This window comes from Streptomyces roseolus (assembly GCF_014649855.1).
Lineage (GTDB): Bacteria > Actinomycetota > Actinomycetes > Streptomycetales > Streptomycetaceae > Streptomyces > Streptomyces roseolus.
In genome coordinates, this window is the sequence record NZ_BMTV01000017.1 from 39,230 (window position 1) to 64,318 (window position 25,089).

The window sequence follows — 25,089 nt, forward strand, 5'->3', positions numbered from 1 at the left end:
CTGCGTGCGTACGGCGTCACCGGGCGGGTCGTGTCCGATACTGGACGGGTTATGGAACTCATCCTTGCTGTAGTCATCGCTCTGGTCGTCGCGGTCGCCGTGACCAGCGGGCTCGTGATCAGCGGTCGCAAGAAGAAGCAGCTGCCGCCGGCCGAACCGCCGTCCACCACGCCGACCATCACCGCTCCGCCCGCCGAGCCGCACGTCGGCGACGAGGCGGAGACACCGCGGGAAGAACCACGCCGCACCGTCGAGGAGGTCGGCCTCCCGACCGCCGAGGAGGCGGTCGAGACCCCCGCCGCCGTCGAGGACCCGGTCGTCGCCGAGGCGCCCCCCGCGCCCGAGATCGAGGTGCCCGAGCCCACCGCCGGACGCCTCGTCCGCCTCCGGGCCCGGCTCGCCCGCTCCCAGAACTCGCTGGGCAAGGGCCTGCTGACCCTGCTCTCCCGCGAGCACCTCGACGAGGACACCTGGGAGGAGATCGAGGAGACCCTCCTGACCGCCGACGTCGGCGTCGCCCCCACCCAGGAACTGGTCGAGCGGCTCCGCGAGCGCGTCCGGGTGCTCGGCACCCGCACCCCCGAGGAGCTGCGCGGCCTGCTCCGCGAGGAGCTGATCGCCCTCCTCGGCGAGTACGACCGCACCGTCCACACCGAGAGCCCCGAGGACGTCCCCGGCGTCGTCATGGTCGTCGGCGTCAACGGCACCGGCAAGACCACCACCACCGGCAAGCTCGCCCGCGTGCTGGTCGCGGACGGCAAGTCCGTCGTCCTCGGCGCCGCCGACACCTTCCGCGCCGCCGCCGCCGACCAGCTCCAGACCTGGGGCGACCGGGTCGGCGCCCGCACCATCCGCGGCCCCGAGGCCGGCGACCCCGCCTCGATCGCCTACGACGCGGTCAAGGAGGGCATCGCCGAGAAGGCCGACGTCGTCCTGATCGACACCGCCGGCCGCCTGCACACCAAGACCGGCCTCATGGACGAGCTCGGCAAGGTCAAGCGGGTCGTCGAGAAGCACGGCCCGCTCGACGAGATCCTCCTCGTCCTCGACGCCACCACCGGCCAGAACGGCCTCATCCAGGCCCGCGTCTTCGCCGAGGTCGTCGACATCACCGGCATCGTCCTGACCAAGCTCGACGGCACCGCCAAGGGAGGCATCGTCGTCGCCGTCCAGCGCGAACTGGGCGTCCCGGTCAAGCTCGTCGGCCTCGGCGAGGGCCCCGACGACCTGGCCCCCTTCGAGCCGGCCGCCTTCGTCGACGCCCTCATCGGCGACTGACCCGCACCGGCCCCCGCGGAAGGGCCCCCGCTCCGTCCCGGAGCGGGGGCCCTCGTCACGCCCCGCCGGACCACGTCCGGCCGCGCGTCGTGCCCGTCCGGCACGGCTAGCCGTGCGTGCGATGGCACATGTACGCCAAGGTGCCGAGCAGCAGCCGGGCCTGCGGCGGCGCACCCGCCGTGTCCAGCGTCGGCGGCCGCAGCCAGCGCACCGGACCGAGCCCGCCCAGCTGCGACGGGGGAGCGGTGATGTGGCTGCCGGGACCCAGGCAGTGCAGGTCCAGGTCCGCGTCGTCCCAGCCCATCCGGTACAGCAGCCGCGGCAGCTCCTCCGCCGCGCCCGGCGCGACGAAGAACTGCGCCCGCCCGGTCGGCGTCGCGCAGACCGGGCCCAGCGGCAGCCCCATCCGCTCCATCCGGACCAGCGCCCGCCGGCCCGCCGCCTCGGCCACGTCGATCACGTCGAAGGCGCGGCCCACCGGCAGCAGCAGCGCCGCCCCGGGGTACTCCGACCACGCCTTGGTCGCGTCGTCGAGCCCCGCGCCCGCCGGGACGGGCGGCGCGAAGGAGAGGGGATGCGCGCCCGGGGCCGTGCAGGCCCGGTCGCCGCAGGAGCACCGGCCGCCGGCGGCCAGTGCCCCGGGCTGGACGTCCCAGCCCCAGAGTCCGGTGTACTCGGCCACCGCTGTGCACTCGGTGGTGCGTGCGCGGCGACGTGAGCCGGACCGCATCTCACGAATGCCGCCGATCGTGAAGCCCATGCCCCCTCCAACGGGTCGGACGCGCCGGTGGTTACGAGCCGGAACGCACCCGTGACGCTCCGTGACGCCACGCCCGGGGCTCGTCGCCCAGGGTGGCGCACGGACGTGGACGGGGTGGTGCGCACGGTGGCGCGCGCCTCTTCGCGCTTCCGTCCGCCGACTCCGGTTCGTCGCATGTCAAGTGAATCGTGCGGAGCCCCCGGCGAGTTCATTCGAAGGGGTGGCGAATGGTGGCGTTTCTTGTGACGCCCTCACGGCAGGGGTGATCGTAGGATTACTTTCGGTACCCGAAGCCCCGGAGGGGCTTGCACGGTGGGGTATGCCGGAGGCAAGCCGGTTTCCCGTTCGAAGGAGTCGGAACACCGAGCGGGGAGCCGCGGGACGCGGCATTCTGATAGGGGTTCGCACGACAGGCAATCAGGTGGATGGGGGCGTTCCAGTGGGCGGCAACGGCACAGACGGTACGACTGCCGGCAAGCGCCCCAACGAGCGGCTCGGCTCGTGGTTCGTGCGCAGCGGCTGGTCCAAGGGGGAGCTGGCCCGCCAGGTCAACCGCAGGGCCCGCCAGATGGGCGCCCACCACATCTCCACCGACACCTCCCGCGTCCGCCGCTGGCTCGACGGCGAACAGCCCCGCGAACCCATCCCGCGCATCCTCTCCGAGCTGTTCTCCGAGCGCTTCGGCTCCGTCGTCGCCATCGAGGACCTCGGACTGCGCACCGCCCACCAGACGCCCTCCGTCTCCGGGGTCGACCTGCCCTGGGCCGGGCCGCAGACCGTCTCCCTGCTCAGCGAGTTCTCCCGCAGCGACCTCATGCTCGCCCGGCGCGGCTTCCTCGGCTCCTCGCTCCAGCTCGCCGCGGGACCCGCCCTCATCGAGCCCATGCAGCGCTGGCTGGTCCCCACCCCCACCGGCGAACCGGCCCCCGCCGAGCAGGCGCCCGGCGGCCGCCCCCGCCGGCTCTCCGACATCGAGCTCGACCTCCTCGAATCCACCACCGCCATGTTCCGCAAGTGGGACGCCCAGTGCGGCGGCGGACTGCGCCGCAAGGCCGTCGTCGGCCAGCTCCACGAGGTCACCGACCTCCTCCAGGAGCCCCAGCCGGCCGCCACCGCCAAGCGCCTCTTCACCGTCGCCGCCGAACTCGCCGAACTCGCCGGGTGGATGAGCTATGACGTGGGCCTCCAGCCCACCGCCCAGAAGTACTTCGTCCTCGCCCTGCACGCCGCCAAGGAGGCCGGCGACAAGCCGCTCGGCTCGTACATCCTCTCCTCCATGAGCCGGCAGATGATCCACCTCGGCCGCCCCGACGACGCCCTCGAACTCATCCATCTGGCCCAGTACGGCAGCCGGGACTGCGCCACCCCCCGCACCCAGGCCATGCTGTATGCGATGGAGGCCCGCGCCTACGCCAACATGGGCCAGCCCTCCAAGTGCAAGCGGGCCGTCCGGATGGCCGAGGACACCTTCGCCGACGCCACCTTCGAAGGCGGCCCCGAGCCCGACTGGATCCGCTTCTTCACCGAGGCCGAGCTCAACGGCGAGAACTCCCACTCCTACCGCGACCTCGCCTACGTCGCCGGACGCTCCCCGAGCTACGCCTCGCTGGCCGAGCCCGTCATGGAGCGGGCCGTCGAACTCTTCGAGAAGGACCCGGACCACCAGCGCTCGTACGCCCTCAACCTCATCGGCATGGCCACCGTCCACCTGCTCAAGCGCGAACCCGAGCAGTCCGTCGTCCTCGCCGAGAAGGCCCTCGGAGTCGCCCGCTCCATCCGCTCCGAGCGGGTCAACAACCGGCTCCGCAAGACCGTCGACACCGCCGCCCGCGACTTCGGCGACGTCGCCGAAGTCGTCGACCTCACCGACCGGCTCACCCTGCTCCTGCCCGAGTCCGCCGAGGCCGTCTGACCGCACCGCCCGCTCCCGAGAGCCCCACGACCCCGGCCGCGCCGGACGTCCCGTACTGCCCGACTCGGCTCCCCCGCCGCACAGGACACACGGACGCCGACGCGGCCGGTCCGCGTCCCGGCCCCGGACCGCTCCCCGCCCGCCCGGCCGGGAGGGTACCCCGTTACCTCCCCGTGACCCGCGTGTTCACGGTCACGTAACACACTCCCGTCCTTCGTCACTGCCCCGAAACACCGAGCGGCATCGTCGGAAACCGCGCTACGCGAATCTCTGGCGCATAACCGGCCACCCCTCAGGCCGCCGCTCACCGCCGGCCCCGCCCCGCACAGGCCGCACCGACGACGAGGAGACGCCGATGGCACCAGCCATCACGACCCTGGCAGCAGACGCCCCCGCGCTGTCCGCCGCCAACACCGGGTTCATGCTCATCTGCTCCGCCCTGGTCATGCTGATGACCCCGGCACTCGCCTTCTTCTACGGAGGCATGGTCCGCGTCAAGTCCACCCTGAACATGCTGATGATGAGCTTCATCAGCCTCGGGATCGTCACGGTCCTGTGGGTGCTCTTCGGCTTCAGCGTCGCCTTCGGCACCGACTCCGGCGGCCTCGTCGGCTGGTCCTCCGACTACCTCGGCCTCAGCGGCATCGGCGTCACCGAACTCTGGGACGGCTACACCATCCCGGTGTACGTCTTCGCCGTCTTCCAGCTCATGTTCGCCGTCCTCACCCCGGCCCTGATCAGCGGCGCCCTCGCCGACCGGGTCAAGTTCACCGCCTGGGCCCTCTTCGTCACCCTCTGGGCCACCGTCGTCTACTTCCCCGTCGCCCACTGGGTGTGGGGCGCCGGCGGCTGGCTCTTCGAGATGGGCGTCATCGACTTCGCCGGCGGCACGGCGGTCCACATCAACGCCGGCGCCGCCGCCCTCGGCGTCATCCTCGTCATCGGCAAGCGCGTCGGCTTCAAGAAGGACCCGATGCGCCCGCACAGCCTCCCGCTGGTCATGCTCGGCGCCGGCCTCCTCTGGTTCGGCTGGTTCGGCTTCAACGCCGGCTCGTGGCTCGGCAACGACGACGGCGTCGGCGCCGTCATGTTCGTCAACACCCAGGTCGCCACCGCCGCCGCCATGCTCGCCTGGCTCGCCTACGAGAAGCTCCGCCACGGCTCCTTCACCACCCTCGGCGCCGCCTCCGGCGCCGTCGCCGGCCTCGTCGCCATCACCCCCGCCGGCGGCTCCTGCTCCCCGCTCGGCGCCATCGCCATCGGCGCCATCGCCGGTCTCGTCTGCGCCATGGCCGTCGGCCTGAAGTACAAGTTCGGCTACGACGACTCCCTCGACGTCGTCGGCGTCCACCTCGTCGGCGGTGTCCTCGGCTCCCTCCTCGTCGGCTTCTTCGCCACCGGCGGCGTCCAGTCCGACGCCAAGGGCCTCTTCTACGGCGGCGGCCTGGAGCAGCTCGGCAAGCAGGCCGTCGGCGTCTTCGCCGTCCTCGCCTACTCTCTGGTCGTCTCCGCGATCCTCGCCCTGGTCATCGACAAGACCATGGGCATGCGGGTCAGCGAGGACGACGAGGTCTCCGGCATCGACCAGGTCGAGCACGCCGAGACCGCCTACGACTTCAGCGGAGCCGGCGGCGGCGCCTCCGGGCGCTCCACCGCCGTCGCCGCGCCGGTTGTCACGGAGAACAAGAAGGTGGACGCATGAAGCTCATCACCGCGGTCGTGAAGCCGCACCGGCTCGACGAGATCAAGGAGGCCCTCCAGGCCTTCGGGGTCCACGGCCTCACCGTCACCGAGGCCAGCGGATACGGACGCCAGCGCGGCCACACCGAGGTCTACCGCGGCGCCGAGTACACCGTCGACCTCGTCCCCAAGATCCGCATCGAGGTCCTGGTCGAGGACGAGGACGCCGAACAGCTCATCGACGTCGTCGTGAAGGCGGCCCGCACCGGCAAGATCGGTGACGGAAAGGTGTGGAGCGTCCCCGTCGAGACCGCCGTCCGTGTCCGCACGGGCGAGCGCGGACCGGACGCGCTCTAGGGCCCGCCTGACCGTCCCCGCCGGGTCCGGCCCGCCCGGCACGCACGCTCGCCGCACGGCAGAGTGGTCCGAGCAGCTCCTTCCCCGAGCTCTCGGTTTCGCTCGAGCAGGGGAGGGCCCACCGAGGGCGCCCCTGCCGCACGCCGATCGCACGCACCGAACGACCCGGCCCGATCCGACGCCCATGGTCGGACAGGCCCTGGCCGCACGGCCCGGCGGACCCACCGGTCCGCCGGGCCGTTCCCGCAGCCCCATCCGCGCAGAAGGAGCCGCCGGTGACCACCCCCGAACCGCAGGACGCGACCGAAGGGCAGGGGTGGGGGTCCCCCCTGGACGAACGAAGCCTCGAGCGCGGGGGAGGCTACGCGGCGGCCCGGCTGCGGCTCCTCCAGGAAAAGGCGCCGGCCGGCCCCGAGCGCCGTACCGCCCTCGCCCGCCTCACCGACGACTGGCTCGCCGGCCTCTTCGCCGCCGCCGCACCGCCCAAGGGGGTCGCCCTCGTCGCCGTCGGCGGCTACGGCCGCGCCGAACTCTCCCCGCGCAGCGACCTCGACCTCCTCCTGCTCCACGACGGCACCGCCCCCGGCGAGGCGATCGCCGCCCTCGCCGACCGCCTCTGGTACCCCGTCTGGGACCTCGGCCTCGCCCTCGACCACTCCGTCCGCACCCCCGCCCAGGCCCGCGCCACCGCCACCGAGGACCTCAAGGTCCACCTCGGCCTCCTCGACGCCCGTCCCCTCGCCGGCGACACCGCCCTCGCCTCCGCGCTGCGCTCCACCGTCCTCGCCGACTGGCGCAACCAGGCCGTCCGCCGCCTCCCCGAACTCGCCGAACTCTGCCGCGACCGCGCCGAACGCTCCGGCGAACTCCGCTTCCTCCTCGAACCCGACCTCAAGGAGGCCCGCGGCGGCCTCCGCGACGCCCAGGCGCTGCGCGCGGTCGCCGCCTCCTGGCTCGCGGACGCCCCCCGCGACGGCCTCGACACCGCCCGCCGCCGCCTCCTCGACGCCCGCGACGCCCTCCACCTCGCCACCGGCCGCGCCACCGACCGCCTCGCCCTCCAGGAACAGGACGCCGTCGCCGAGGAACTCGGCCTCCTCGACGCCGACACCCTGCTCCGCGGCGTGTACGAGGCCGCCGGCACCGTCACGTACGCCTCCGACGTCACCTGGCGCGAGGTCGGCCGCGTCCTCAAGGCCCGCTCGGCCCGCCCCCGGCTCCGCGGACTCCTCGGCGGCGGCCGGTCCGGCGCCGGAAAACAGCCGGTGGAACGCAGCCCGCTCGCCGAGGGCGTCGTCGAGATGGACGGCGAGGCCGTCCTCGCCCTCTCCGCCCGGCCCGAGCGCGACCCCGCCCTCCCGCTGCGCGCCGCCGCCGCGGCCGCCCAGCACGGCCTGCCGCTGTCCCCGCACGCCGTCCGCCGGCTCGCCGCCACCGCCAAGCCGCTGCCCGTGCCCTGGCCCGCCGAGGCCCGCGAGGCCCTCGTCACCCTTCTCGGCGCCGGCGCCCCCGCCGTCCCCGTCTGGGAGGCCCTGGAGGCCGAAGGACTCGTCACCCGCCTCCTGCCCGACTGGGAACGCGTCCGCCACCGCCCCCAGCGCAACCCCGTCCACACCTGGACCGTCGACCGCCACCTCGTCGAGACCGCCGTCCGCGCCGCCTCCCTCACCCGCCGCGTGGGCCGCCCCGACCTCCTCCTCGTCGCCGCCCTCCTCCACGACATCGGCAAGGGCTGGCCCGGCGACCACTCCGTCGCCGGCGAGACCATCGCCCGCGACCTCGCCGCCCGCGTCGGCTTCGACCGCACCGACACCGCCACCGTCGCCACCCTCGTCCGCCACCACCTCCTCCTCGTCGAGACCGCCACCCGCCGCGATCTCGACGACCCCGCCACCGTCCAGGCCGTCGCCACCGCCGTCGGCACCGTCGGCACCCTCGAACTCCTCCACGCCCTCACCGAGGCCGATGCCCTCGCCACCGGACCCGCCGCCTGGTCCGCCTGGCGCGCCTCCCTCGTCGCCGACCTCGTCAAACGGGTCTCCGGCGTCCTCGCCGGCGAGCCGCTGCCCGACCCCGAGGCCGCAGCCCCCAGCGCCGAGCAGGAACGGCTCGCCGTCGAGGCCCTGCGCACCGGCGAGCCCGCCCTCACCCTCCACACCCAGGGCGAGCAGCCCCTCGACCCCGACGAACCCGAACCCGTCGGCGTGGAACTCGTCATCGCCCTCCCCGACCAGCCCGGCGTCCTGCCCGCCGTCGCCGGCGTCCTCGCCCTCCACCGGCTCACCGTCCGCGCCGCCGACCTGCGCGCCGTGGACCTCCCCGCCGAACTCGGCACGGGCCCCGGCTCCGTCCTCGTCCTGAACTGGCGGGTCGCCGCCGAGTACGGCTCCCTGCCCCAGGGCCACCGGCTCCGCGCCGACCTGCTGCGCGCCCTCGACGGTTCCCTCGACATCCCCGCCCGGCTCGCCGAGCGCGAGGCCGCCTACCCGCGCCGCCGCGGCGTCCAGGCCCCGCCGCCCCGCGTCACCGTCGCCCCCGCCGAGTCCCGCCTCGCCACCGTCCTGGAGGTCCGCGCCCAGGATGCCCCCGGCCTGCTCCACCGGATCGGCCGCGCCCTGGAGGGAGCGGCGGTACGGGTCCGCAGCGCCCACGTCTCCACGCTCGGCGCCAACGCCGTCGACACCCTGTACGTGACCCGCCCCGACGGCTCCCTCCTCCCGGACGAGGAGGCGGTCGACCTGGCGCGGGCGCTGGAGGGGGCGCTGGGGTGACGAGGGCCTCGCCCGCCCAATCCGACCGGCAAGGCCAGGGGCGTCCCGGAGCCGGATACCCTGGGTGGCGACCATCCGCCCCGACCCGAGGATCGCGACCACCGTGTTCGATACGCTTTCCGACCGCCTCAGCGCGACTTTCAAGTCCCTCCGGGGCAAAGGCCGCCTCTCCGAGCAGGACATCGACAGCGCGGCCCGGGAAATCCGTATCGCCCTTCTCGAGGCCGACGTCGCCCTTCCGGTCGTCCGCGCGTTCATCAAGAACGTCAAGGAGCGGGCCCTCGGCGCCGAGGTCTCCAAGGCGCTGAACCCCAGCCAGCAGGTCATCAAGATCGTCAACGACGAGCTGGTCTCGATCCTCGGCGGCGAGACCCGCCGGCTGCGGTTCGCCAAGACCGCGCCCACGGTGATCATGCTCGCCGGTCTCCAGGGCGCCGGTAAGACCACCCTCGCCGGAAAGCTCGGCCTCTGGCTGAAGGGGCAGGGCCACTCGCCGCTGCTCGTCGCCTGCGACCTCCAGCGGCCCAACGCCGTCAACCAGCTCTCCGTCGTCGCCGACCGCGCGGGCGTCGCCTTCTACGGCCCGCAGCCCGGCAACGGCGTCGGTGACCCGGTCCAGGTCGCCAAGGACTCGATCGAATACGCGCGCACCAAGCTGTACGACGTCGTCATCGTCGACACCGCCGGCCGCCTCGGCATCGACCAGGAGCTGATGCAGCAGGCCGCGGACATCCGCGACGCCGTCAGCCCCGACGAGATCCTCTTCGTCGTCGACGCCATGATCGGTCAGGACGCGGTCAACACCGCCGAGGCGTTCCGCGACGGCGTCGGCTTCGACGGCGTCGTGCTCTCCAAGCTCGACGGCGACGCCCGCGGTGGCGCCGCGCTCTCGATCGCGCACGTCACCGGCAAGCAGATCATGTTCGCCTCCAACGGCGAGAAGCTGGACGACTTCGACGCGTTCCACCCGGACCGCATGGCGTCCCGCATCCTCGGCATGGGCGACATGCTGTCGCTCATCGAGAAGGCCCAGCAGACCTTCGACGAGGAAGAGGCCGCCAAGATGGCCTCGAAGCTCGCGTCGAAGAAGGGCCAGGACTTCACCCTGGACGACTTCCTCGCCCAGATGGAGCAGGTCCGCAAGATGGGCTCCATCAGCAAGCTCCTCGGCATGCTGCCCGGCATGGGCCAGATGAAGGAGCAGATCGCCAACATCGACGAGCGGGACGTGGACCGCACCGCGGCCATCATCAAGTCGATGACCCCGGCGGAGCGCCAGGACCCGACCATCATCAACGGTTCCCGTCGCGCCCGCATCGCCAAGGGCTCCGGCGTCGAGGTCAGCGCCGTGAAGGGCCTGGTCGAGCGGTTCTTCGAGGCCCGCAAGATGATGTCCCGCATGGCCCAGGGCGGCGGCCTGCCCGGTATGCCCGGCATGCCGGGCATGGGTGGCGGCCCCGGCCGGCAGAAGAAGCAGGTCAAGCAGGCCAAGGGCAAGCGCAAGAGCGGCAACCCGATGAAGCGGAAGGCCGAGGAGCAGGCCGCCCAGGAGAAGCGGGAGCAGGCCCAGCAGGGCGGCGCCTTCGGGCTGCCGGGCGCCGGCCAGGGTCCGCAGGACTTCGAGCTGCCCGACGAGTTCAAGAAGTTCATGGGCTGACCCCGCGCCGGCCGGAGGGGCCCGGGACGGTTTCGATGGCACGAAACCGTCCCGGGCCCCTTCTCGTCCGCCCGGACCATCCGGAATGCCACCTTGATCCCGTTCTCCGATACTGGGGCCACTGCCGCCCCGAGGAGAGCCCAGTGGCCAACCCCGTACCGCCGCGCGACCGGACCGACCAGCCCTGGCGCTCGGAGGGTGCGCCGCCGCCCCCGTCGCCGAAGAAGCGGATGCCGGGCGGCTGGGGGAGCCTCGTCCTCACCGCCCTCGCCGTGTACCTGATCACCAACATCGTGCTGTCGTTCTTCAACGAGGGCGACGGGCCCACGATCTCGTACACGGAGTTCGACAAGCAGGTCGCCGCCGGGAACGTCACCAAGATCTACTCCAAGGGCGACGCCATCCAGGGGCAGCTGAAGGAGAAGCGGCCCGTGCCCGACGGCAAGGGCGACTACACCAAGTTCCAGACCCAGCGGCCCGCCTTCGCCGACGACGACCTGTGGGCGCAGCTGACCGAGCAGAAGGTCACCGTCACCGCCGAGCCCGTGGTGCAGGAACGATCCTTCCTCGCCAACCTCCTCCTCTCCCTCGCCCCGATGCTCCTCCTCGTCCTCCTCTGGGTCTTCATCGCCCGCCGGATGAGCGCCGGCATGGGCGGAGCCGGCGGGATGCTCGGCCGCAAGCAGCCGCCGAAACCGGTCGAGGTGGAGGGCGGCAAGCGCACCACCTTCGCCGACGTCGCCGGCATCGACGAGGTCGAGGGCGAGCTCAACGACGTCGTCGACTTCCTGAAGAACCCGCAGGCCTACCGCGCGATGGGCGCCAAGATGCCCCGCGGGGTCCTCCTCGCCGGCCCGCCCGGCACCGGCAAGACCCTCCTCGCGCGGGCCGTCGCCGGCGAGGCCGGGGTGCCGTTCTTCTCCGCCTCCGCCTCCGAGTTCATCGAGATGATCGTCGGCGTCGGCGCCTCCCGCGTCCGCGAACTCTTCGCCGAGGCCCGCAAGGTCGCCCCCGCGATCATCTTCATCGACGAGATCGACACCATCGGCCGGGCCCGCGGCGGCGGCTCCGGCATGGGCGGCCACGACGAGCGCGAACAGACCCTCAACCAGATCCTCACCGAGATGGACGGCTTCACCGGCTCCGAAGGCGTCATCGTCCTCGCCGCCACCAACCGCGCCGACGTCCTCGACCCCGCCCTCACCCGCCCAGGCCGCTTCGACCGGATCGTCCACGTCAACCCGCCCGACCGCGGCGGCCGCGAGGCCATCCTCCGGATCCACACCCGGCAGATCCCGCTCGCCAAGGACGTCGACCTGGAACAGGTCGCCCGCACCACCCCCGGCATGACCGGCGCCGAACTCGCCAACCTCGCCAACGAGGCCGCCCTCCTCGCCGTCAAGCGCGAACAGGGGGCCGTCACCCAGTCCGACCTCTCCGACGCCCTGGAGAAGGTCCAGCTCGGCGCCGAACGCCCCCTCGTCATGCCCGAGGAGGAACGCCGCCGCACCGCCTACCACGAGAGCGGCCACGCCCTCCTCGGCATGCTCCAGCCCGGCGCCGACCCCGTCCGCAAGATCACCATCGTGCCGCGCGGCCGCGCCCTCGGCGTCACGTTGTCCACACCCGACGCCGATAAATACGCTTATACGGAGGAGTATTTGCGGGGCCGGATCATCGGCGCCCTCGGCGGCATGGCGGCCGAGCAGGTCGTCTTCGGCGTCGTCACCACCGGCGCCGAGAGCGACCTCGAACAGGTCACCAGCATCGCCCGGGGCATGGTCGGCCGCTGGGGCATGAGCGAGGCCGTCGGCCGGCTCACCGCCATCCCGAGCGACGCCCAGCAGGCGTACGGCCTCTCCGCCGCCCCCTCGACCCTCGACACCGTCGACGCCGAGATGCGCCGGATCGTCGACGAGTGCTACGAGGACGCCGTCCGCCTCCTGGGCGAACACCGCGACAAGCTCGACGCCCTCTCCGCCGCCCTGCTCGCCGACGAGACCCTGGAGGAGGAGGCCGCCTACCGCGCCGCCGGCATCGAACGCCCGGACCCGAACGCCCCCGAGCCCGGCGTCGGCCCCAACCCCGAGCGCCCGCCCGCCTGAACCGCACCGCTCACGGACGACGGCTACGGCACGCGCGCGATGACGTACCGGAAGACGTTCGGCATCCACACCGTGCCGTCGGACCGCCGGTACGGAGCCAGGGCCTCCCCGATCTCCTTCTCCACCCGGGAGGGGTCGGAGGCCCGCACCGCCGCGTCGAAGACCCCGGTGGAGAGCAGCCCGCGCACCGCGCTGCCCTCGTCCGCGTACCCGAAGGGGCAGGCGACCCGGCCGTCGCCCACCGGCCGCAGCCCGGCTCCGACCGCGAGCGCGCCCAGGTCGGCACGGGGGGAGGGGCGCCGGTCCGCCAGCCGGTCCGCGAGCCGCAGCAGCGGCTCCGTCGCACACCGCTCCGGCGGCCCCCAGCCGGCCAGCACCACCGCCGTGCCCCGCTGCGCCGCCCGGGTGAGCCCGTCCGGCCCGAAGGCGGTCCGGTCGGCCGCGTGGAAGGCGGTGATCACGTCGTACGGGCCGTCCTCCGGCACTCCGGAAGCGACCGTCACGGAGTCGGGCAGACGGGTTCTGGCCAGTTCCACGCGCGCGTGGTCCGCCTCCGCCCCGGCGACCCGGGCGCCCCTGGCCGCCGCCATCAGGAGCGCCAGGCCGGTCCCGCAGTCCAGCCCGAGCAGGCGGGTGCCGGGACCCACGCCGAGGCGTTCGTGGACCGCCTCGTAGAGCGGGACGAGCATCCTTTCCTGGATCTCGGCCCAATCGCGCGCGGGGTGGTGCGGGACGAGCGTAGGTGTCATGGATCAGGCCCCAATCCGTGCCGGACGACAGCCCCCCGTAGTCAGGGAACTGCGCTTCGGGCCCGGCGTCCAGTGCTCGGGCCGGACGACCGGGGGCGAGTTCGGGCCACGCCCCCGGGAAAGGCGGCGACGAAGCGGGGGGCGGTGCCCGAAGTCGGGCACCGGCCCGGTAAGGTCCCCTCCCGCGAGGGCCGAGCGCGCGCGGGACGACCGCGCGCCGGGGCGTATGCGCCCTGTGCACCAGCTGTGGACGCCTGCGTACCGACTGACGGGTACGTGCAAAATATTTGAGTTGCCCCGGAATGGAACCCGGAGGGGATCCAGCTCGTTGTACCCGACGTGAGCACGACACCACCTGTCCTCGCCGCAGAGCTGGCACAGGCGTGGGCCGACATTCAGCGGCACCACCCCGAGCTGCCGGACCTCGCCGCGCCCGAGTCCCTGATCGGAGAGTCCTCGTCCGCCTGCGGCGCCGAGCTCTCCTTCGAGCGACTGCTCCACGAGGCAGTCCACGGCATCGCCGCCGCCCGGGGTGTCCGCGACACCTCCCGCGCCGGCCGCTACCACAACCGCAGATTCCTCGCGATCGCCGAGGAGATGGGCCTCGACCATCCCGAGGAGCCGCACGCCAGCAGCGGCTTCTCCCTGGTCACGCTCAACCCCGAGGCGAAGCGGCGGTACCGGCCCACCATCGAGCGGCTCCAGCGCGCCCTCAAGGCCCACACCGTCGCCACCGCCGCCGACACCAAGCGCTCCTTCCGCGGACCGGCCGCCCGGCACGGCTCCTCGGGCGGCGGCGTCCGCGTCAAGGCCGTCTGCGACTGCGGGCGCAACGTGCGCGTGGTGCCCTCGGTGCTCGCCCAGGCCCCGATCGTCTGCGGAGGCTGCGGCAAGCCGTTCCGGATCCCCGAGACGGTGGGCGCCGCCGGCTGACCTGGCGGCGAGCGGCACGGCGGCGTGTGGCACAATGGACAGCTGTACTCGACAGTCGCACAGGACCCCTCTCTCCTCCGGCTGACGCGTCCATCGGGCACCCGAGTACCGCAACCCCACGTGGCATCTCAAGTGCCCCACCACGTCAAGACCAGGAGACACCACTCCAGTGGCAGTCAAGATCAAGCTCAAGCGCCTCGGCAAGATTCGCCAGCCGCACTACCGCATCGTCGTCGCCGACTCGCGCACCCGCCGTGACGGCCGCGCGATCGAGGAGATCGGCCTCTACCACCCGACGTACAACCCGTCGCGCATCGAGGTCGACTCCGAGCGCGCGCAGTACTGGCTCTCCGTCGGCGCCCAGCCGACCGAGCCCGTCCTCGCCATCCTGAAGCTCACCGGCGACTGGCAGAAGCACAAGGGCCTCCCCGCCCCGGAGAAGCCGCTGCTCGCCCCGGCGACCAAGGAAGAGAAGCGCGCTTCCTTCGACGAGTTCGCCAAGGCCCTCGAGGGCGCTGAGGACAAGGGCGAGGCCATCACCCCGAAGGCCAAGAAGGCGAAGGCGGACGAGGCCGAGGCCGAGTCCACCACCGAGGCCTGATCATGCTCGAGGAGGCTCTCGAGCACCTCGTGAAGGGCATCGTCGACAACCCCGACGACGTGCAGGTCGCCTCGCGCAACCTGCGTCGCGGCCGCGTGCTGGAGGTCCGGGTCCACCCCGACGACCTCGGCAAGGTGATCGGCCGCAACGGCCGCACCGCGCGTGCGCTGCGGACCGTCGTGGGCGCCATCGGCGGTCGTGGCATCCGCGTCGACCTCGTCGACGTGGACCAGGTCCGCTGAAAGTTTGACACCGGCACGGGCCGGGGAGGGCAGACCGCCCACCCCGGCCCGTTGCCGTACGACAGGAAGAGTTCACCAGTGCAGTTGGTAGTCGCGCGGATCGGCCGCGCCCACGGGATCAGGGGCGACGTCACCGTGGAGGTGCGGACCGACGAGCCCGAACTGCGGCTCGCCCCCGGCGCCGTCCTGCTCACCGACCCGGCCTCCGCCGGTCCGCTGACCATCGAGTCCGGCAAGGTGCACAGCGGCCGGCTGCTGCTCCGCTTCGAGGGCGTCCGCGACCGCAACGCCGCCGAGGCGCTCCGCAACACCCTCCTCATCGCCGAGGTCGACCCGGCGGAACTCCCCGAGGAGGAGGACGAGTACTACGACCACCAGCTCGTCGACCTCGACGTGGTCCTCGCCGACGGCACCGTCATCGGCGCCATCACCGAGATCTCCCACCTGCCCTCGCAGGACCTGTTCATCGTCGAGCGGCCCGACGGCACCGAGCTGATGATCCCCTTCGTCGAGCAGATCGTCACCGAGATCGACCTGGAGAACCAGCGGGCCGTCATCGACCCGCCGCCCGGCCTCATCGACGACCGCGCCGAGATCGCCTCCGCCCGCGACGCCGAGCCCTCCGAGTCCGCCGACGACTCCGCCGAGAAGAGCGAAGAGGACGACCAGGCATGAGGCTCGACGTCGTCACGATCTTCCCCGAGTACCTCGAACCGCTGAACGTCTCCCTCGTCGGCAAGGCACGCGCGCGTGGACAGCTCGACGTCCACGTCCACGACCTGCGGCAGTGGACCTACGACCGGCACAACACCGTCGACGACACCCCGTACGGCGGCGGCCCCGGCATGGTCATGAAGACCGAGCCCTGGGGCGAGGCCCTCGACCAGACCCTCGCCGACGGCTACGACGCCGGAGCCCAAGGCCCCGTCCTCGTCGTCCCCACCCCCAGCGGCCGCCCCTTCACCCAGGAACTCGCCGTCGAACTCTCCGAGCGGCCCTGGCTGATCTTCACCCCGGCCCGCTACGAGGGCATCGACCGCCGCGTCATGGACGAGTACGCCACCCGCATGCCCGTCTACGAGGTCTCCATCGGCGACTACGTGCTCGCCGGCGGCGAGGCCGCCGTCCTGGTGATCACCGAGGCCGTCGCCCGGCTGCTCCCCGGCGTCCTCGGCAACGCCGAGTCGCACCGCGACGACTCCTTCGCCCCCGGCGCCATGGCCAACCTCCTCGAAGGCCCCGTCTACACCAAGCCCCCGGTGTGGCGCGGTCACGCCATCCCCGAGGTGCTGGTCAGCGGCCACCACGGCAAGATCGCCCGCTGGCGCCGCGACGAGGCCTTCCGGCGCACCGCCGCCAACCGGCCCGACCTCATCGAGCGCTGCGACCCCGCGGCCTTCGACAAGAAGGACCGCGAGACCCTCTCGATCCTCGGCTGGGCCCCCGAGCCCGGCGGCCGATTTTGGCGCAGGGTCGAGGGCGTGGAAGAATAGGCGACTGCCGTCCGTCCGGCGCGCGCCCCTGCCACAGGGGGAGCCGCCCGCCATCAACCGGACGGCATCCCCATGATTCGTACGTCACCGCCGATGACCTGTGGCATCGGCGAGGAAAGAGACCTCCATGGCCTCCCTGCTCGACCAGGTGAACGCGGCTTCGCTCCGCTCCGACCTGCCCGCCTTCCGTCCCGGCGACACCGTGAACGTCCACGTGCGCGTCATCGAGGGCAACCGCTCCCGTATCCAGCAGTTCAAGGGCGTCGTCATCCGCCGCCAGGGCTCCGGCGTCTCCGAGACCTTCACCGTCCGCAAGGTCTCCTTCTCCGTCGGCGTCGAGCGCACCTTCCCGGTGAACAGCCCGATCTTCGAGAAGATCGAGCTCGTCACCCGCGGTGACGTCCGTCGCGCCAAGCTCTACTACCTCCGTGAGCTGCGCGGCAAGGCCGCCAAGATCAAGGAGAAGCGCGACAACTGAGCTCCGGCTCACCGCTCGCGCGAGGCTTCACGCTCCACGTACAGGCGGGCCGGATAGGCTCACCCCCCGATGGACACCGAAGCACAGCACACGGAGCGCGACCCCTCCTCCCCGGCGGAATCCCCAGCGGATCCCGCCACGGAGGACGGGTCGCGCTCCGTGCGCGTTTCCGGCCGCGCCGGACCCTCCTGGCGCAGGACGGGGCTGGTCGGAGCCGCCTGTGTGGCCTTCCTGCTGCTCCTCAGCCACTTCGTCGCCCAGCCGTTCCTGATCCCCAGCGGCTCCATGGAACCCACCCTCCAGGTCGGGGACCGGATCCTGGTCAACAAACTGGCGTACCGTTTCGGCAATGAGCCGCGCCGCGGTGACGTCGTGGTCTTCGACGGCACCGGATCCTTCGTCCGGGAGGAGCCGGCGGGCAACCCCGTCACCGGCCTGCTGCACGACGCGGCGGCCGCCCTCGGGCTGGCGCCGCCCGACGAGACCGACTTCGTGAAGCGGGTCGTCGGCGTCGGCGGCGACCGGGTCGTCTGCTGCGACCGGGACGGCAGGATCACCGTCAACGGCGGCAGCGTCCGGGAGCCGTACCTCACCCCGGGCGACCGGCCCTCCGACGTCCCCTTCGACATCGTCGTCCCGCCGGGCACCCTCTGGGTGATGGGCGACCACCGCAGCCAGTCCAGCGACTCCCGCGACCATCTCGGCAGCCCCGGCGGCGGCGTCGTCCCCGTCGACCAGGTCGTCGGCCGCGCCGACTGGATCGTCTGGCCCTTCGCCCGCCGGACCACCGTGCCCGGGACCGACGCGTACGACTCCGTACCGGCGCCGCCCGCCGGCGGACACCCCTTCGGACCGCGGGAGAGCGGACGCGAGAACGGGCAGGCGACCGGCTGGGGCAGCGGGCAGGAGCACGCACGAGGGAGCGGGCAGGAGGGCGTACCAGGGAGCGCGCGGGGCGGCGGACAGGAGAGCGCGCGGGGGAGCGGGCATGGGTAGCCGTGGCCGTCCCCGGGCCGGCACCGCGCCGGACGGGGCGCAGGCGCCGCCGCCCGGCCGCGCCGAACGCCGCCGGCTGGCCCGCAGGGTCCGCCGGCGCCGGCGCCGCTCCGCGATCCGAGAGATCCCCATCCTCGTCGGCGTCGCCGTGCTGATCGCGCTCGTCCTCAAGACCTTCCTCGTCCAGGCCTTCGTCATCCCGTCCGGCTCCATGGAGCAGACGATCCGGATCCACGACCGCGTCCTGGTCGACAAGCTCACCCCGTGGTTCGGCTCGAAGCCGCAGCGCGGGGACGTCGTCGTCTTCAAGGACCCCGGCGGCTGGCTCCACCAGGAGACCGCCCCCGCCGCCGAGGACCCCGTCGGGATCAAGCAGCTCAAGCAGGCGCTGACCTTCATCGGCCTGATGCCCTCGGCCGACGAGCGGGACCTCATCAAGCGGGTGATCGCGGTCGGCGGCGACACCGTCCGCTGCTGCGGCGAGGACGGCCGCATCACCGTCAACGGCGTGCCGCTGGACGAGCCCTACCTCAACCCCGGCGACAAGCCGTCCACGATCCCCTTCGACGTGAAGGTCCCCGAGGGCCGCGTCTTCGTGCTCGGCGACCACCGCTCCGACTCGGCCGACTCGCGCTACCACCTGGACGAGCCGGGCCGGGGCACCATCGCCGAGGACCAGGTCGTGGGCCGCGCGGTGGTGATCGCCTGGCCGCTCGGACACTGGCGCGGCCTGGAGGAGCGGGAGACCTTCGCCGCCGTGCCGGACGGACGTACGACCTCCGGGACCGCGCTCGGCATGTCGCATAGTGTGTCCACGCGGAACGTGAACGGAATGCCCTGGCCGCCGACCCCTGCGGAACTCCTGCTCGTTATGGGAGTGGCGGGCCTGTCCCTGTTCCGGGACGGGCAGTTGCACGGAGTGAGGAGTGGATGTGGGGGAAGTGGCCGTCGGCGCACGTTCCGGACACGACGGGCCCGAGGACAGGGCCGACGGGGCCAGAGGTGAGAACGTGACGGAAGAGAACAACAGCGCCGGCGGCGCGTCGCCGGCCGGCGACCGGCCGGACCACGGCGACGGGACCGAGGGCGCCGACGGCGCCGAGGGGACACGCGCGCGGCCCGGGAAGCAGCGTTCCTTCTGGAAGGAGCTGCCGCTCCTCATCGGCATCGCGCTGATCCTCGCCCTGCTGATCAAGACCTTCCTGGTGCAGGCGTTCTCGATTCCCTCGGAATCGATGATGAACACCCTGAAGAAGGGCGACCGGGTCCTCGTCGACAAGCTGACCCCCTGGTTCGGCTCCGAGCCCGAGCGCGGCGAGGTCGTCGTCTTCCACGACCCGGGCGGCTGGCTGGAGACCGCCGAGACCCCCAAGCCGAACGCGATCCAGAAGTTCCTCAGCTTCATCGGCCTCATGCCGTCCGCCGAGGAGAAGGACCTCATCAAGCGGGTCATCGCCGTCGGCGGCGACACCGTCTCCTGCAAGGAGGGCGGCAAGGTCGTCCTCAACGGCAAGGAGCTCGACGAGACCGCCTACCTCTACCCCGGCTCCGTGCCCTGCCAGGACTCCTTCGGCCCGGTCAAGGTCCCCCAGGACCGCATCTGGGTCATGGGCGACAACCGGCAGAACTCGCTCGACTCCCGCTTCCACCAGGAGCTCCCGGGCGGCGGCACCATCGCCAACGACCAGGTCGTCGGCCGGGCCGTGGTCGTCGCCTGGCCGCTCACCCGCTGGGCGACCCTGCCGGTCCCGGACGTCTTCGACCAGCCGGGCCTCGCCCCGGCCGCGGCAGCCGCGCCGGCCGTGGCCCCGGCGGCGGCCGGCCTCGCCGGAGCGCTCCCGCTGGTGCTCTGGCGCCGCAGGAAGCGCTCCACGCGCCATACCGCCGAGTAGCTTCGCGCGGGTAGGGTGCCGTCCCAGATCGTCGACGGACCTCTGGGGTGCACATGAGCGCAGCGACCAAGAAGACCGACGGCCGCGGCCGTCTCGGCAGCGTGCTGTCGGGACTGGCCGTGGCCGTCGGCTGTCTGCTCTTCCTCGGGGGCTTCGCCGCGGGCGCCGTGCTCTACCGGCCGTACTCGGTGCCCACCGGCTCCATGGCCCCCACCCTGGAGATCGGCGCCAAGGTGCTCGCCCAGCGCGTCGACGGCGCCGACGTGCGCCGCGGTGACGTGGTCGTCTTCGAGGACGCGCTGTGGGGCGGCGCCACCATGGTCAAGCGGGTCGTCGGCGTCGGCGGCGACACCATCGCCTGCTGCGGCACCGACGGCCGCCTCACGGTCAACGGCACCCCGGTCGACGAGCCGTACCTGGGCGCCCGGTCGGGCGGCCCCGGCGGCATCGTCCCCGACGAGTTCAGCGCCACCGTCCCCGAGGACAGCCTCTTCCTCCTCGGCGACGACCGCACCACCTCGCTCGACTCCCGCAGCCACCTGGACGACGCCGCCCAGGGCTCGGTGCCCCGCTCCGCCGTCGTCGCCCGCGTCGACTCCGTCGTCTGGCCGCTCACCGGCGGCTTCGTCGAACGCCCGGCGGGCTTCGCCGCCCTGCCCGGCGGCGTCTCCACCCCCGGCCCCGTCGCCCTCCTCCTCACCGCCATCGGCGCCGGAGCCGCCCTGATCCTGGGCGGCGCGGCGTACGGCCCGGTGGCCGACCGGCTGGGCGGGCGGGGCAAGGGCGCCCGAGAGAAGGTGAAGGCATGACGGAGGGCACGGGTACGGGGATCGGTGCGGGATCGGTCGAGGGCGGCGGCACGGGCGCGGGTACGAGCACGGGGATCGGTACGGGCTCCGTCGAGGGCGGCCGTGGCCTCGCCGAAGGCGGTACGGGCTCCGTCGAGGGCGGCGGCACGGGATCTGCCGAGGGCGGTACGGGCGAGGCCGGACGGGAGGTGCGCCAGGTCGCGCGGGTGATCCTGCTCGACCCCGACGACCGCGTGCTGCTCATGCACGGGCACGAACCCGACGACCCCGGCGACACCTGGTGGTTCACCCCCGGCGGCGGCGTCGAGGGCGACGAGACCCGCGCGCAGGCCGCCCTGCGCGAGCTCGCCGAGGAGACCGGCCTCACCGACGTCGAACTCGGCCCCGTCCTCTGGCGGCGCCACTGCTCCTTCCCCTTCGCCGGCCGCCGCTGGGACCAGGACGAGTGGTACTACCTCGCCCGCACCCGACACACCGGCCCGGTACCCGGCCCCCAGGCCCTCACCGAGCTGGAGACGCGCAGCCTCTCCGGCCTGAGATGGTGGACCTCCGCCGAACTGTCGGCGGCACATGAGACCGTGTACCCCATCAGGCTCGCCGAGCTGCTGCGCACGCTGCTCGACGAGGGACCCCCGAGCACGCCCGTCGTCCTCGCCCCGGAAATCGTGTAGGGGCACGGCCCGGCTGGCGCACAATAGGGGGACGCACGGCTGAAGGGGAACATGCCATGAGCGCCGAGGACCTCGAGAAGTACGAGACCGAGATGGAGCTGAAGCTCTACCGGGAGTACCGCGACGTCGTCGGGCTGTTCAAATACGTGATCGAGACCGAGCGGCGCTTCTACCTCACCAACGACTACGAGATGCAGGTGCACTCCGTCCAGGGCGAGGTCTTCTTCGAGGTCAGCATGGCCGACGCCTGGGTCTGGGACATGTACCGGCCGGCCAGGTTCGTCAAGCAGGTCCGCGTCCTGACCTTCAAGGACGTCAACATCGAGGAGCTCAACAAGAGCGACCTCGAACTGCCCGGCAGCTGAGCTCCGCCCGTCTCACCCGTGTGAGTGACGCGGCCCCCCGGGACCACCCACTCGTCCACAGCCCCGCACACGCCCAGGACCACCTCCGTCACAGTCGGTGACGGAGGTGGTCCCATGAACGCGACCCAAGCACTCGGACGGTACGGAGAAGAGCTGGCGGCCCGCCGGCTCACCGAGACCGGCCTGCACATCCTCGCCCGCAACTGGCGCTCCGGCCGCGCCGGAGAGATCGACATCGTCGCCCGCGACGGCGACACCCTCGTCATCTGCGAGGTCAAGACCCGCCGCATCGGCGCCTTCGAACACCCCATGGCGGCCGTCACCCCCGACAAGGCCGCCCGGCTCCGGCACCTCGCCTCCTGCTGGCTCGACCACACCGGCACCCCGCCGCCCCCCGGCGGCGTCCGCATCGACCTCGTCGGCATCGTCCTGCCCCGCCGCGGCGCCCCCGTCCTCACCCACGCCCAGGGGGTGGCCTGAGATGGGCTTCGCCCGCACCTGCTCCGTCGCCCTCGTCGGTGTCGAAGGCGTCGTCGTCGAGGTCCAGGCCGACCTCGAACCCGGCGTCGCCGCCTTCACCCTCGTCGGCCTCCCCGACAAGAGCCTCAGCGAGAGCCGCGACCGCGTCCGCGCCTCCGTCGTCAACTCCGGCGCCGAATGGCCCCAGAAGAAACTCACCGTCGGCCTCAGCCCCGCCTCCGTACCGAAGAGCGGCTCCGGCTTCGACCTCGCCGTGGCCGCCGCGGTGCTCGGCGCCGCCGAGCGCATCGACCCCCGCTCCATCGCCGACCTCGTCCTCATCGGCGAACTCGGCCTCGACGGACGCGTCCGGCCCGTCCGCGGCATCCTCCCCGCCGTCCTCGCCGCCGCCGACGCCGGCTACCACCAGGTCGTCGTCCCCGAACAGACCGCCGGAGAGGCCTCCCTCGTCCCCGGCGTCTCCGTCCTCGGCGTCCGCACCCTCCGCCAGCTCATCGCCGTCCTCGCCGACGAACCCGTCCCCGACGAGGACCCCACCGAACTCGGCCGGCCCGACGCCATGCTCGCCGGACTCCTCGTCCCCGGCGCCGGCATCGGCACCGGCCTCGCCCCCGACCCCGGCGAAGGCCCCGACCTCGCCGACGTCGCCGGCCAGCACACCGCCCGCCGAGCCCTGGAGATCGCCGCCGCCGGCGGCCACCACCTGCTCCTCACCGGACCACCCGGCGCCGGCAAGACCATGCTCGCCGAACGACTCCCCGGCATCCTCCCGCCCCTCACCCGCCAGGAATCCCTCGAAGTCACCGCCGTCCACTCCGTCGCCGGCATCCTTCCGCCCGGCGAACCCCTCGTCCGCCGCGCCCCCTACTGCGCACCCCACCACTCCGCCACCATGCAGTCCCTCGTCGGCGGCGGGAACGGCATCCCCCGGCCGGGCGCCGTCTCCCTCGCCCACCGCGGAGTGCTCTTCATGGACGAAGCGCCCGAATTCTCCACCAAAGCCCTCGACGCCCTCCGCCAGCCCCTCGAATCCGGACACGTCGTCATCGCCCGCGCCGCCGGCGTCGTCCGCCTCCCCGCCCGCTTCCTCCTCGCCCTCGCCGCCAACCCCTGCCCCTGCGGCCGCCACACCCTCCACGGCGCCGGCTGCGAATGCCCGCCCTCCGCCATCCGCCGCTACCAGGCCCGCCTCTCCGGCCCCCTCCTCGACCGCGTCGACCTCCGCGTCCAAGCCGAACCCGTCACCCGCTCCGACCTCCTGGGCCGAGGCGGCAGAGGCGAACCCACCGCCGCCGTCGCCGCCCGCGTCCGCGAGGCCCGCGCCCGCGCCACCACCCGGCTCACCGGCACCCCCTGGACCCTCAACAGCGAGATCCCCGGCCACGAACTCCGCACCCGCTACCTCGCCGCCCCCGGCGCCCTCGCCCACGCCGAACGCGACATCGAACGCGGCCTCCTCACCGCCCGCGGCCTCGACCGCGTCCTCCGCGTCGCCTGGACCATCGCCGACCTCGCCGGACACGACCGCCCCGACCACGACGACCTCGCCCACGCCCTCGAACTGCGCACCGGCATCACCCGAGGCGTCCCCCTCACCACCGGAGACCGCCCATGAACCCCCAGCCCCCGGACTCCGAACGCCTCGCCCGCGCCGCCCTCACCCGCATCGTCGAGCCCGGCGACGAACAAGCCGGCCGCGCCCTGCGCACCCACGGCCCCGACAACCTCCTCACCCTCCTCCGCGACCCCCGGGAACCCCCGCTCCCCGGCACCGGCACCCGCCGGCTCGCCGGCTGGCGCCACCGCGCCCGCACCACCTCACCCGAAGCCGACCTCGACCGCATCACCCGGCTCGGCGGCCGCTTCATCGTCCCCGGCGACCCCGACTGGCCCACCCAACTCGACGACCTCGGCGACGCCCGGCCCCTCGGCCTCTGGACCCGCGGCCCCGCCTCCCCGCGCACCTGGGCCCTGCGCTCCGTCGCCCTCGTCGGCGCCCGCGCCTGCACCCCGTACGGCGCCCACACCGCCGCCGACCTCGCCGCCGGACTCAGCCGCCACGGCTGGGTCGTCGTCTCCGGCGCCGCCTACGGCATCGACGGCGCCGCCCACCGCGGCGCGCTCGCCGCCGGCGGAGCCACCGCCGCCGTCCTCGCCAGCGGCGTCGACACCCCCTACCCCCGCGGCCACACCGAACTCCTCGACCGGCTCGTCGGCCAGGGACTCCTCATCGGCGAACTCCCACCCGGCAGCCACCCCACACCGAGCCGCTTCATCCTCCGCAACCGCGTCATCGCCGCCCTCACCCGCGGCACCGTCGTCGTCGAGGCCCAGCACCGCAGCGGCTCCCTCGTCACCGCCCGCGCCGCCACCCGCCTCGGCCGCCACACCATGGGCGTCCCCGGCCCCGTCACCAGCGCCCTCTCCGCCGGAGTCCACGAGCTCCTGCGCGACGGCGCCACCCTCGTCACCGACGCCGACGAGATCGTCGAACTCGTCGGCGCCATCGGCGACCTCGCCCCCGCCCGGCGCGGCCCCGTCCTGCCCCGCGACCTCCTCGCCCCCGCCACCGCCCAGGTCCTCGAAGCCCTCCCCGTGCACCCGCCCGCCCCCACCACCGAGATCGCCCGCCGCGCCGGCACCACCCCCGACGAGGCCCTCGCCCGGCTGTACGAACTCCACGCCCTCGGCCACGCCGAGCGGGACGGCGACGGATGGAGGTTGACGAACACCGGCAAGCCGCGGTCGAACGCGCGGCGAGGCGAACCTTGACCTGGCGCATTCGGGTGAAAAGGTGAAGCCGATGACCAATCGAGCCCCCTCGGCCGCCCCAGCGGGGCCGACGCGCCCCCCGGCGCCG

At 73.2% G+C, this 25,089-nt stretch carries 23 protein-coding genes and 1 pseudogene; 22 read left to right on the plus strand and 2 right to left on the minus strand.

Going from position 1 to position 25,089, the window contains the following annotated elements:
• The first annotated feature begins 51 nt into the window (after positions 1–51).
• The gene (ftsY, locus tag IE245_RS20780; protein WP_189949757.1) at positions 52–1,278 is read left to right on the plus strand and encodes a signal recognition particle-docking protein FtsY; all 1,227 of its coding nucleotides are present in this window, start codon (positions 52–54) and stop codon (positions 1,276–1,278) included.
• Between the two features lie 106 nt (positions 1,279–1,384).
• Here the strand turns inward: ftsY and IE245_RS20785 are convergent, their stop codons facing one another.
• The gene (locus IE245_RS20785; RefSeq protein ID WP_189949759.1) at positions 1,385–2,038 is read right to left on the minus strand and encodes a bifunctional DNA primase/polymerase; all 654 of its coding nucleotides are present in this window, start codon (positions 2,036–2,038) and stop codon (positions 1,385–1,387) included.
• 439 nt (positions 2,039–2,477) lie between these two features.
• Here IE245_RS20785 and nsdA point away from each other — a divergent pair, with 439 nt between their 5' ends.
• The 6 genes from nsdA to ftsH all read left to right on the plus strand — a co-directional run bounded on the left by nsdA (position 2,478) and on the right by ftsH (position 12,520).
• Positions 2,478–3,950, plus strand: a complete 1,473-nt coding sequence (nsdA, locus tag IE245_RS20790) for a transcriptional repressor NsdA (RefSeq protein ID WP_189949762.1) — start codon at positions 2,478–2,480, stop codon at positions 3,948–3,950.
• A 355-nt stretch (positions 3,951–4,305) separates the two neighbouring features.
• Positions 4,306–5,652, plus strand: coding sequence for an ammonium transporter (locus tag IE245_RS20795; RefSeq protein WP_189949764.1), 1,347 nt, complete (start codon positions 4,306–4,308; stop codon positions 5,650–5,652).
• On the plus strand, positions 5,649–5,987 hold the full coding sequence (locus tag IE245_RS20800) for a P-II family nitrogen regulator (RefSeq protein ID WP_015036464.1): 339 nt from the start codon (positions 5,649–5,651) through the stop codon (positions 5,985–5,987). The genes IE245_RS20795 and IE245_RS20800 overlap by 4 nt, the downstream gene beginning before the upstream one ends.
• Before the next feature lie 329 nt (positions 5,988–6,316).
• On the plus strand, positions 6,317–8,758 hold the full coding sequence (locus tag IE245_RS20805; protein WP_189949972.1) for a [protein-PII] uridylyltransferase: 2,442 nt from the start codon (positions 6,317–6,319) through the stop codon (positions 8,756–8,758).
• A 103-nt stretch (positions 8,759–8,861) separates the two neighbouring features.
• Entirely contained in the window at positions 8,862–10,415 is a 1,554-nt protein-coding gene (gene ffh / locus IE245_RS20810; RefSeq protein ID WP_189949766.1) for a signal recognition particle protein, read from the plus strand.
• A gap of 143 nt (positions 10,416–10,558) precedes the next feature.
• Positions 10,559–12,520 (plus strand): ATP-dependent zinc metalloprotease FtsH, encoded by a 1,962-nt coding sequence (gene ftsH / locus IE245_RS20815; protein WP_189949768.1) that lies wholly within the window; start codon positions 10,559–10,561, stop codon positions 12,518–12,520.
• Positions 12,521–12,543: 23 nt separating this feature from the next.
• On the opposite strand, the gene IE245_RS20820 is transcribed toward ftsH, so the two are convergent.
• On the minus strand, positions 12,544–13,269 hold the full coding sequence (locus tag IE245_RS20820) for a class I SAM-dependent methyltransferase (protein ID WP_189949771.1): 726 nt from the start codon (positions 13,267–13,269) through the stop codon (positions 12,544–12,546).
• Positions 13,270–13,608: 339 nt separating this feature from the next.
• Between IE245_RS20820 and IE245_RS20825 the strand changes: the two genes are divergently transcribed.
• From IE245_RS20825 to dprA, 15 genes and pseudogenes are all read left to right on the plus strand, one after another.
• Positions 13,609–14,202, plus strand: coding sequence for a hypothetical protein (locus IE245_RS20825; protein ID WP_031013958.1), 594 nt, complete (start codon positions 13,609–13,611; stop codon positions 14,200–14,202).
• Positions 14,203–14,371: 169 nt separating this feature from the next.
• Positions 14,372–14,803, plus strand: coding sequence for a 30S ribosomal protein S16 (gene rpsP / locus IE245_RS20830; RefSeq protein ID WP_030496986.1), 432 nt, complete (start codon positions 14,372–14,374; stop codon positions 14,801–14,803).
• Between the two features lie 2 nt (positions 14,804–14,805).
• Complete coding sequence (locus IE245_RS20835) at positions 14,806–15,045, plus strand: RNA-binding protein (RefSeq protein ID WP_005311361.1); 240 nt, start codon at positions 14,806–14,808, stop codon at positions 15,043–15,045.
• A 78-nt stretch (positions 15,046–15,123) separates the two neighbouring features.
• Positions 15,124–15,720, plus strand: coding sequence for a ribosome maturation factor RimM (gene rimM / locus IE245_RS20840; protein WP_189949773.1), 597 nt, complete (start codon positions 15,124–15,126; stop codon positions 15,718–15,720).
• Positions 15,717–16,538, plus strand: coding sequence for a tRNA (guanosine(37)-N1)-methyltransferase TrmD (trmD, locus tag IE245_RS20845; RefSeq protein WP_189949775.1), 822 nt, complete (start codon positions 15,717–15,719; stop codon positions 16,536–16,538). Before rimM ends, trmD begins: the two co-directional genes overlap by 4 nt.
• A gap of 127 nt (positions 16,539–16,665) precedes the next feature.
• Complete coding sequence (gene rplS / locus IE245_RS20850; protein WP_030496989.1) at positions 16,666–17,016, plus strand: 50S ribosomal protein L19; 351 nt, start codon at positions 16,666–16,668, stop codon at positions 17,014–17,016.
• A 69-nt stretch (positions 17,017–17,085) separates the two neighbouring features.
• Positions 17,086–17,859: pseudogene (gene lepB / locus IE245_RS20855) on the plus strand (signal peptidase I); the annotation flags it as partial.
• Between the two features lie 145 nt (positions 17,860–18,004).
• The gene (gene lepB / locus IE245_RS20860) at positions 18,005–19,018 is read left to right on the plus strand and encodes a signal peptidase I (protein WP_189949780.1); all 1,014 of its coding nucleotides are present in this window, start codon (positions 18,005–18,007) and stop codon (positions 19,016–19,018) included.
• On the plus strand, positions 18,954–19,904 hold the full coding sequence (gene lepB, locus IE245_RS20865; protein WP_189949782.1) for a signal peptidase I: 951 nt from the start codon (positions 18,954–18,956) through the stop codon (positions 19,902–19,904). The genes lepB (IE245_RS20860) and lepB (IE245_RS20865) overlap by 65 nt, the downstream gene beginning before the upstream one ends.
• 53 nt (positions 19,905–19,957) lie before the next feature.
• Complete coding sequence (lepB, locus tag IE245_RS20870) at positions 19,958–20,713, plus strand: signal peptidase I (RefSeq protein WP_189949784.1); 756 nt, start codon at positions 19,958–19,960, stop codon at positions 20,711–20,713.
• A 188-nt stretch (positions 20,714–20,901) separates the two neighbouring features.
• Positions 20,902–21,384: an NUDIX hydrolase gene (locus IE245_RS20875; RefSeq protein WP_229851426.1), complete on the plus strand. Its 483-nt coding sequence runs from the start codon at positions 20,902–20,904 to the stop codon at positions 21,382–21,384.
• A gap of 56 nt (positions 21,385–21,440) precedes the next feature.
• Positions 21,441–21,749 (plus strand): DUF2469 domain-containing protein, encoded by a 309-nt coding sequence (locus IE245_RS20880; RefSeq protein ID WP_005311352.1) that lies wholly within the window; start codon positions 21,441–21,443, stop codon positions 21,747–21,749.
• A 114-nt stretch (positions 21,750–21,863) separates the two neighbouring features.
• Positions 21,864–22,229, plus strand: a complete 366-nt coding sequence (locus tag IE245_RS20885) for a YraN family protein (protein ID WP_189949786.1) — start codon at positions 21,864–21,866, stop codon at positions 22,227–22,229.
• Between the two features lies 1 nt (position 22,230).
• Positions 22,231–23,844 carry a YifB family Mg chelatase-like AAA ATPase gene (locus tag IE245_RS20890; protein WP_189949788.1) on the plus strand — a complete coding sequence of 538 codons (1,614 nt, stop codon included), beginning with the start codon at positions 22,231–22,233 and terminating at the stop codon, positions 23,842–23,844.
• Positions 23,841–25,001 (plus strand): DNA-processing protein DprA, encoded by a 1,161-nt coding sequence (gene dprA, locus IE245_RS20895; RefSeq protein ID WP_189949797.1) that lies wholly within the window; start codon positions 23,841–23,843, stop codon positions 24,999–25,001. Before IE245_RS20890 ends, dprA begins: the two co-directional genes overlap by 4 nt.
• The last annotated feature ends 88 nt before the right edge of the window (positions 25,002–25,089 follow it).